Origin of the sequence: Trinickia terrae (assembly GCF_005144415.1) — a bacterium.
GTDB lineage: Bacteria > Pseudomonadota > Gammaproteobacteria > Burkholderiales > Burkholderiaceae > Trinickia_A > Trinickia_A terrae.
In genome coordinates this window covers 244,656-253,348 of record NZ_SWJE01000009.1, presented here as the reverse complement: position 1 = coordinate 253,348, position 8,693 = coordinate 244,656, and the positions used below count along the sequence as shown (strand labels likewise).

Annotated in this window: 6 protein-coding genes; 2 read left to right on the top strand and 4 right to left on the bottom strand. The window is 68.5% G+C overall.

The features are described 5' to 3' along the window. Positions 1-1,526: IlvD/Edd family dehydratase (locus FAZ69_RS18550; protein WP_136896535.1), on the top strand; the 1,526-nt coding region annotated here is incomplete at its 5' end. Between the two features lie 178 nt (positions 1,527-1,704). Here FAZ69_RS18550 and FAZ69_RS18545 read toward each other — a convergent pair. The 4 genes from FAZ69_RS18545 to FAZ69_RS18530 all read right to left on the bottom strand — a co-directional run bounded on the left by FAZ69_RS18545 (position 1,705) and on the right by FAZ69_RS18530 (position 7,777). After that, the gene (locus tag FAZ69_RS18545; protein WP_240702320.1) at positions 1,705-3,210 is read right to left on the bottom strand and encodes a sensor domain-containing diguanylate cyclase; all 1,506 of its coding nucleotides are present in this window, start codon (positions 3,208-3,210) and stop codon (positions 1,705-1,707) included. Positions 3,211-3,508: 298 nt separating this feature from the next. Beyond that, complete coding sequence (locus FAZ69_RS18540; RefSeq protein ID WP_136896553.1) at positions 3,509-4,975, bottom strand: efflux transporter outer membrane subunit; 1,467 nt, start codon at positions 4,973-4,975, stop codon at positions 3,509-3,511. Between the two features lie 47 nt (positions 4,976-5,022). Continuing rightward, positions 5,023-6,627 (bottom strand): MDR family MFS transporter, encoded by a 1,605-nt coding sequence (locus FAZ69_RS18535; protein ID WP_136896533.1) that lies wholly within the window; start codon positions 6,625-6,627, stop codon positions 5,023-5,025. After that, entirely contained in the window at positions 6,620-7,777 is a 1,158-nt protein-coding gene (locus FAZ69_RS18530; RefSeq protein ID WP_136896532.1) for an HlyD family secretion protein, read from the bottom strand. Before FAZ69_RS18530 ends, FAZ69_RS18535 begins: the two co-directional genes overlap by 8 nt. A gap of 136 nt (positions 7,778-7,913) precedes the next feature. Between FAZ69_RS18530 and FAZ69_RS18525 the strand changes: the two genes are divergently transcribed. Beyond that, complete coding sequence (locus FAZ69_RS18525) at positions 7,914-8,663, top strand: CerR family C-terminal domain-containing protein (protein ID WP_136896531.1); 750 nt, start codon at positions 7,914-7,916, stop codon at positions 8,661-8,663. The last annotated feature ends 30 nt before the right edge of the window (positions 8,664-8,693 follow it).

Below are 8,693 nucleotides of genomic sequence, written 5' to 3'. Positions count from 1 at the left end.
AGGCGGGGGGCTTTCCGGTGGAGTTTCCGGTGTTCTCCAACGGCGAGTCGAACCTGCGGCCCACCGCGATGTTCACGCGCAATCTCGCGAGCATGGATGTCGAGGAATCGATTCGCGGCAATCCGATCGATGCGGTGGTGCTCCTGGCCGGCTGCGACAAGACCACGCCCGCGCTCCTGATGGGCGCCGCGAGCTGCGACGTGCCCGCGATCCTCGTCTCGGGCGGGCCGATGCTCAACGGCAAGCACGCGGGGCGCGACATCGGCTCGGGCACCGTGGTGTGGCAGCTGAGCGAGCAGGTGAAGGCCGGCAAGATCACGCTGCACGAGTTCATGTCGGCCGAGGCGGGGATGTCGCGCTCGGCGGGCACCTGCAACACCATGGGCACCGCCTCGACCATGGCCTGCATGGCCGAGGCGCTCGGCGTCACGCTGCCGCACAACGCGGCGATTCCGGCGGTCGATGCGCGCCGCTACGTGCTCGCGCATCTGTCGGGCATGCGCATCGTGGAGATGGCGCTCGAAGATGTGCGGCTCTCGAAGCTGCTCACGCGCGCGGCGTTCGAGAACGCGATCCGCGCGAACGCGGCGATCGGCGGCTCGACCAATGCGGCGATTCATTTGAAGGCGATTGCGGGGCGCATCGGCGTCGAACTGCAGCTCGACGACTGGACGCGCATCGGCCGCGGCACGCCGACGCTCGTCGATCTGCAGCCGTCGGGGCGTTTCCTGATGGAGGAGTTCTATTACGCGGGGGGCTTGCCCGCGGTGCTGCGGCGCCTCGGCGAAGCCGGGCTCCTGCCGCATCCGGAGGCGCTGACCGCCAACGGGCGCTCGCTATGGGAGAACTGCCAGGACGCGCCGGTCTACAACGCCGAGGTGATCCGTCCGCTCGACAAGCCGCTCGTGCCGGATGGGGGGCTGTGCGTGCTGCGGGGCAACCTGGCGCCGAGCGGGGCGGTGCTCAAGCCCTCCGCGGCGACGCCGTCGCTGCTGAAGCACCGGGGACGCGCGGTGGTGTTCGAGAACTTCGACGACTACAAGACGCGCATCGCCGATCCCGAGCTGGAGGTCGACGCGAACTCGGTGCTGGTGATGAAGAACTGCGGCCCGAAGGGGTATCCGGGGATGGCCGAGGTGGGCAACATGGGGCTGCCGCCGAAGCTGCTCGCGCAGGGCGTGACGGACATGGTGCGCGTGTCGGACGCGCGCATGAGCGGCACGGCGTACGGGACGGTGGTGCTGCACGTGGCGCCCGAGGCGCGCGCGGGCGGCCCGCTTGCGGTGGTGCGCGACGGCGACTGGATCGAGCTCGATTGCGAGGCGGGGCGCCTGCATGTCGAGCTTAGTGAAGAAGAGATGGCTGAGCGGTTAGAAGCGTGGAAGGATGCGCAGACGCGCCAGCCTGCCGACGCGAGCGGCTACCGGCAGCTTTACGTCGATCACGTCCTGCAAGCCGACGAGGGCTGCGACTTCGATTTCCTGGTCGGCTGCCGAGGGGCGGACGTGCCGGCGCATTCGCATTGATTTTCCGTCGGGCGGTGCCGCTGAGTTGCGTTATTTTGTCCCCGGTCAGTCGCTGAGGACTGGCCCGCACTCGCTCTAGACTGGGCGTGGCTGACGCCGTTGCCTGGCCCGATTGACGCGGATTTCGAAGCTGCTGCCACCTCGCAACCAGCCGAACCAACGGTTGCGGACTCCAGCCTCAAGCCCGCAAATTAAACGCATCGCGATCCGGCGCTTCGCTACCTCCGGGCTGCCGGCTGCGCGCCCGCCATATCCCATCCGCCTTGATGCGGCTGCGTTCCTTTGCGTCGTACATCGCGGTATCCGCCCGGCGCACGAGGTCGTCGGCCGTCTCGAACGCCTCCAGCACCGCCATCCCGAAGCTCGCCTTCATCCGGTACGGTTCTCCGTTCAGCAGCATCACGGGCTCGTGCAGCGCTTCAGCGCTCTCGCGCACGATCAGCGCGGCGACCTCGCCGGCATTCGCTGCCACGGTTTCGACGAGCACCAGAAACTCGTCGCCGCCCACGCGCCCGATCTGCCCGCGCTCCCCGGCCACCCGGCGCAGCCGGTCGGCCAGCGCCGCCAGCACGGTGTCGCCGGCCTGGTGTCCACGCGCATCGTTGAGCTGCTTGAGATCGTCGAGGTCGACGAAGATCGCCGCGACCCGGCCGGCCGCATCGGCCGCCGCCACGGCTTGCGTCAAGAGGTCGGAGATCCGGCCGCGATTGAGCAGTCCGGTGAGCCGGTCCAGACGCGAGAGCCGCTGCAATTCCTCGCGGCCCGCGAGCAATTTGCGGATCAGCGCCATGATCCAGGCGGCAAAGCCCACCAGCATCAGCGAAATGACCGTCGCCATCGACACGTAGACGCGGCGCATCCGGTAGTACTCGTCGAGCGCGTCCTCGACCGACAGGCCGGCGACGGCCAGCAGTCCGTATTGATCGAGCGCGCTGCCCGCGACGATGCGCTCGACGTGATCGAGCGCATCGTCGAGCGTCGTCTCTGGCTCGCCAAGCAGTGCGTCGTAGCCCGCGGGCAGCGCTTGGCCCGCGGTGCTGCGCGCGTTCTCCGCGCGGCGCGACAGCATGAAGCCGTGGCGCGACACCACGGCGATCATCCCGTGATCGCCCAGTGCGGTGCGGTTGTAGAAGCCGTCGGTGAGGTAGGCGGGATCTTCGGAGACGACCACGACGCCGGCAAAGCTGCCGTCCGGGTTGTTCAGTCGCCGCGTCGCCTGAACCGACCAGTGTTTCGACACGCGCCCGATCACCGGCCGGCTGATGAACAGCCCGACGTCGGGACTCGCGCGGTGGACGCGAAAGTGCTCGCGATCGCTGAGATCGACGACGCCGGTGACGGGCGTCGTCGACATCGTGACATGGCCGTCGGGACCGACGAGCGTCACTTGCAGGGCGGTATCGGAGCTGATCAGGCCGTGGGCCTGATAGCTCTGCAGGTCGAACGGCCGTCCGGCGTCATGGGCCTTCTCGTAGCCGTATTTGACGAGCAGCGCGATCTCGTCGACATCGTGGATCGTTTTGAGCGTATGCGTGCGCAGCGAATCGGCGAGCATGCGGGCGGCGAGCCGCGTATCGCGCAGCGCCGCGGCTTTCTCGACCTCCAGCCGCAACAGGATCGTGCACCACAGGACGCATAGCACGGCGAAGGTCAGCGCCGGAATGAGCAGCAGCGTGCGGGGCATCGAATCATTCGTCTCAAACCCCGGCGAGGTCGGGTGCATGGGCTCCTCATGGTGACTTGTCCAGTCCTTGAGTGTGGCCCGGCGGGGGGGACCCTGGTGCGGTGATAAGAGCCTGGTTTTCCGCTCGATTCGACGTATTGACGCTTTGCGGCGCGCATTTGTGCGACGAATGCCGGGACCGTGCGCACGACTGGCACATGAATGAGGCGCGAATGCGGTGGAGTCACGCGTTTTTCGCTCGATATCTTCACAGGATTGCGCGAGCGAGAGAGGGCGCAAGGCGCGCCCGCCGGTCGCGTCAACCCGCCTGCGCCTGCCATCCAAGCCCAAGGCTTTTCTGCAGCGACACAAAATCCTTGAGCAACTCCGCTTGGCCCGCGACGACATCCTGCTGCGCCGAAAACTGCGTGCGCTGCGTATCGAGCAAATCGATCAGCGTCGCCACGCCGGCTGCATAGCGCTGCTGCATCAGCGCGGCGGCGTGGTCCGCCGAGACCTGCACCTGCTCGAGCCGGACCACGTGCTCGCGCTGATGCCCATAGCGCGACAACGCGCCGTTCGCGTCCTGCAGCGCGGTCAGCACCGCCTGCTCGTATTTCGCGCCGGCCTCGTCGCGCGAGGCCTCGGCGCCGCGCACGCTGGCGGCCGTGCGTCCGAAATCGAGCGCGTTCCATTGCAGATACGGCGCGCCGATCCACGAGAAGTTCTGCTTGCGCGTCAGATGGCCCGGATTGGCGGCCGTGAACCCCAACTCCCCCATGAGCGTGAGCTTCGGAAAATAGTCCGCGATGTGCTCGCCGATCTGCGCATTGCTCGACGCGAGGCGCCGCTCGGCCGCGCGGATGTCGGGGCGCTGCTGCAGCAGCGCCGTGGGGTTGCCGATGGGCGTCTGCGCGGGCAAGGCGGGCAGCGGCCGCGGCCCGGCCAGCTCGGCGTCGAGCGCTCCGGGCGGCTGGCCGGTCAGCACGGCGAGGCGGTCGAGCGCATCGGCGATCTGCGCCGCGAGCGGCACGAGCGCCGCGCGCGTGGTTTCGACCTGGCCGCGCAGCCGCTCGACGTCGACCTCGGCCGCCGTGCCGCGCGCGCGGCGCGCTTCGGTGAGCGTGAGCATCTGCTGTTGCAGGTCGGCCGAGCGCGTGCCGAGCGCGAGCCGCTGCTGCACGTCGCGCAGGTCGATATAGGCCTGCGCGACCTCCGCCGCGAGCGAGACTTGCGTATCGGCGAGATCGGCGTCGACGGCATCGGCTTCGTCCGACGCTGCTTCGACCGCGCGCCGCTTGCCGCCGAACAGGTCGATTTCCCACGAAGCGTCGAAAGCGGCCGCGTAAAGCTGGAGCGGACCGCCGCCGCTGGAACTCTGCGACGAGCCCGAGAGCAGCGAGCTGAGGTTCGGCTCGCGCGTGCGCAGCGCCGCGACCGTCGCCGAGGTTTTCGGCAGTTCGTTGGCCTCTTTTTGCCGCAGTTGCGCGCGCGCCTCGCGCAGCCGCGCCTGCGCCGCGTGAAGGTCGGGATTGTGCGTGAGCGCCGCGGCGATCAGCGTGTCGAGCTGCGCGTCGTCGAGCGCGCGCCACCATGCGCTCGGCGCGGGCGCCGCCGTCGTGCCCGTAGCCGGGGTGCGCACGAACGCGCCGGCCTGCACGGCGCTCGCCGCAACAGGCGGCGCGCCGCGATAGTCCGGGCCGACCGTGCATGCGGACAGCGCCCATGCCGCAAAGAGCGCAAGCGGCAAGGGAGAAAGGAGCTGGGAAGAGCGGCGAAGCGGCATCGTCGTGAATGTGAAGGCAGGGCGGGAGTCGATCGGCATCGAAGGCGTCAGTGACCGGACGACTGTGCACCGCCCGCTTGGCTGACGGGCGTCTTGAGCAGCAGCGCGAGCGGAATGCACGCGACGAGCGCGATCGCGAGCACGTAGAACGTCTCCGAAAACGTGATGACGGCGGCTTGCTGCTGGATCTGCGCGGCGAGCTGGCCGAGCGCGCGCAGCTTCGCGTAGGCCATGTCGCCCGTCTGCGCGAACCCGCTCGCGGTGTTGGCGGCGATGCGCTCCTGGCCGAGCACCGAGTTGGCGGAGAGTGATTCGCGGATCGCCGCGTCGTGGAAGGTGTTGCGCCGGTCGATGATCGTGCCGATGATCGCGAGCCCGACCGAGCCGCCCAGGTTGCGGGCCATGTTGTAGAGCCCCGCGGCGTCGCCCGACTCCTCGCGCGACACCGCCGCCATCGACGCCTGGTTGAGCGGCATCATCGCGAGCATCTGGCCGGCGCCGCGCAGGAGCTGCGACCAGACGAAGTCGTGGCCGACGCTTTGAGCGGTGAGGCCGATGTCGAGCAGGCAGCTGCCCGCGAAGCAGAGGAGGCCTGCGATCACGAGCACGCGGAAATCGAACTTGCCGAGCAGGCGCGGCAGGAGCGGCATCATCAGGAAGGCGGGCACGCCGGAGAGCAGCATGACGGCGCCCGACTGCTCCGCGTTGTAGCCCGCGATCAGGCTCAGGAACTGCGGCACCAGATACGCGACGCAATACAGCCCCGCGCCGACCGCGAACACGATCACGATGACGCTCGCGTAGCGCAGGTTGCGCAACAGCGAGAGGCGCATGATCGGCTTCTTCGCGACGAACTGCGAGATGCCGATCAGCACGAAGCCGAGCGCGGTGATCACGCTGAGCCAGACGATCTCGCTCGACTCGAACCACTGCTTGCGTTGACCTTCCTCGAGCACGACCGTGAGCGAGCTCAAGCCGATCGAGAGCCCCACGATGCCGATCCAGTCGGCGTTGATGAAGTCGTGCCAATGCGGCTTGTCGGCGGGCAGGCCCGCGATCAGCAGCGCAATCAGCGCGACGGACACCGGCAGGTTGATGAAGAAGCACCACGACCACGAGATGTTCTCCGCGAGCCAGCCGCCGACCACGGGGCCGAGCAGCGGCCCGAGCAGGACGATGAGGCCGAACACGGTCATGCCGATCGGCATCTGCGAGCGGGGCAGGCGCGTGCGGATGATGGTCTGCGCGGTCGGGATCATCGCGCCGCCCGTGAAGCCCTGGCCGATGCGGCCGATGATCATCACTGGCAGCGAGTGCGAGAAGCCGCACATCATCGAGAACAGGATGAACAGCGTCGCGTTGGCGAGCAGGAAGTTGCGCAGCCCGAACACGCGCGTGAGCCACGCCGCGAGCGGGATCATCACGATCTCCGACATCAGGTAGCCGGTCGAGATCCAGGTGCCCTCGGTGCCGGTCGCGCCGATTTCGCCCTGGATCTGCGGCAGCGCGGAGTTCGTGATCGAGATGTCGAGCGTCGCCATCAGCGCGCCGAGCGCGCCCGCGGCGACCGCGATCCAATCGGCCGCGCTCGCGCGTTCGCCATGCCCGGCGCCGGGGGCGCCGCTGTGCGGCGTTGAAGGCGTGTCAGCCATGCGCGTTCTCGGCGGCGATGCGCGCGTCGTTCGCGCGCGCCGAACGGGTGTCGACGTCCACCGTCACCGACAGGCCCGGCACCAGCACGCTGCGCGTCTCGGGCCCGGTCTCGAGGCGAATGCGCACCGGCACGCGCTGCACGATCTTCGTGAAGTTGCCGGTGGCGTTCTCGGGCGGCAGCAGCGCGAACTGCGCGCCGGTGCCCGGCGAGAAGCTGTCGACGACGCCATGCAGCGCGACGCCCGGCAGCGCATCGACGTGCAGCGTCGCGGGCTGGCCGATGCGCATGCGGCCGACCTGCGTTTCCTTGAAGTTCGCCTGGAGATACGTGCTTTGCACGGGCACCACGGTCATGAGGCGCGTGCCCGGCTGCACGAATTGCCCGACCCGCACCGAGCGATCGCCGACACGGCCCGCGAGCGGGCTGTAGAGCGTCGTGTCGTGCAAGTCGAGGCGCGCCTGGCGGATGCTGGCGCGCGCGGCTTCGAGCTGGGCGCGGGCTTGCGCGATCTGCGCGGTCGTCGCGCCGATCTGCGTCTGCGCGGCGGCGACGGCGGCGGTGTTCGCGGCGAGCGTCGCGCGCGCCTGATCGCGCGTGTTGACGAGGCTCGCGAGCCGCTCGCCCGTTTCGGCGCCGGTCGCGGCGAGCGGCGCATAGCGCTTGACGTCGTCCTCGGCGTGCTGCGCGGCGAGCCGCGCGACCTGCTCCTGCGCCTTCGCTTGCGCAACGTTCGCCTGCTGCTGCTGGATTTCGGCCTGCGCGCGCTGGATGTCGGCCTCGCGCGCATCGATGGTCGCCTCGGCCTGGTCGAGCGACGCCTGATACTGCCGGCTGTCGAGCCGCGCGAGCGGGGCGCCGGCCTTCACGGCCTGGTTGTCCGCGACGAACACATCGGTGACGTAGCCGCCGACCTTCGGCGCGATCGTGACGCTGTCGGCCTGGAGATAGGCGTCGTCGGTGCTTTCGATGAAGCGGCCGACGGTCCACCAGTGCGCGAGCCAAATCGCACCCGCGATCAGCGCGACGAGACCCGCGGCGATGAGCCAGGTGCGCCGCTTGCCGGAACGCTGCGGCCCCGGCGCACTCGCCGTGGCCTTCTTGTCTTGCGAAAGGTCGCTGCGCGGCGGCGCCTCTGTGGTCGTGGACATGGGATCTACCTCAATAATGCGAAGCGCGCACAATTTATTCCAGTTGGAAAAAATGTGTCAAGTGATATATTTTCGCGGTAAGGAATTGGGATGGCGGCATGCGGCATGCCGGATTTGAACGAGGGAAGTCCAGTCAATGAGCGAAATCAAGCGTCCTCGCCGGCCTGCGGAAGGCGGCTACGCGCGCGGTCAAGAGACCCGCATGCGCATCATCGCCGCGGCGATCGACGTGTTCGGCGAGCGCGGCTTCGAGGCCGCCTCGACGCGCGACATCGCGGCGCGCGCAGGCGTCAACGCGCCCGCGCTGCAGTACTACTTCGAGAACAAGGAAGGGGTCTACCGCGCCTGCGCCGAGTTCTTCGCCGACGAGGTCTGGGTCCGGTTCGAGCCGGTCGTGCTGCGTGCGGAGGCGAGGCTCGAAAGCGAGGCCGGGACCGCGGCGCTGATCGACGCGTTCATCGCCATTCAGGAAACGATTGCCGACAAGATATTCATGCAGCCGAAGAGCCTGAGCCACCGTCTGTTCTTCTTGCGCGAGCAGGCGGGGCAGGAGCCGCCGATCGCCTCCGAGATCATCCAGACGCGCGTGCGCGGGCCGTTGAATCGGGTCAGCTCGGAGCTGATCGGCAGGATCGGGGGCACCGCGCCGGACGATTCGCTGACGCGGATTCGCATGCTGAGCCTATTTGGGCAGTTGATGCTGTTCCATATGTCGCCGCGCTCGACGCTGAGCTTGCTCGGCTGGAGCGAGATCGATGCGGAGAAGGGGGAGTTGCTCAAGAGCACCGTGCGTGCGCAAACGCGGGCGTTGCTGGAGATGTGGAGTGCGGAGCGTGAGGCGAGGGAGGCGGGCTCCGTTAAGACGGGGCGGAAGAAGAAGGGGTAGGGGGACGGCTGTGGTGGGTGAAGTTCTCGC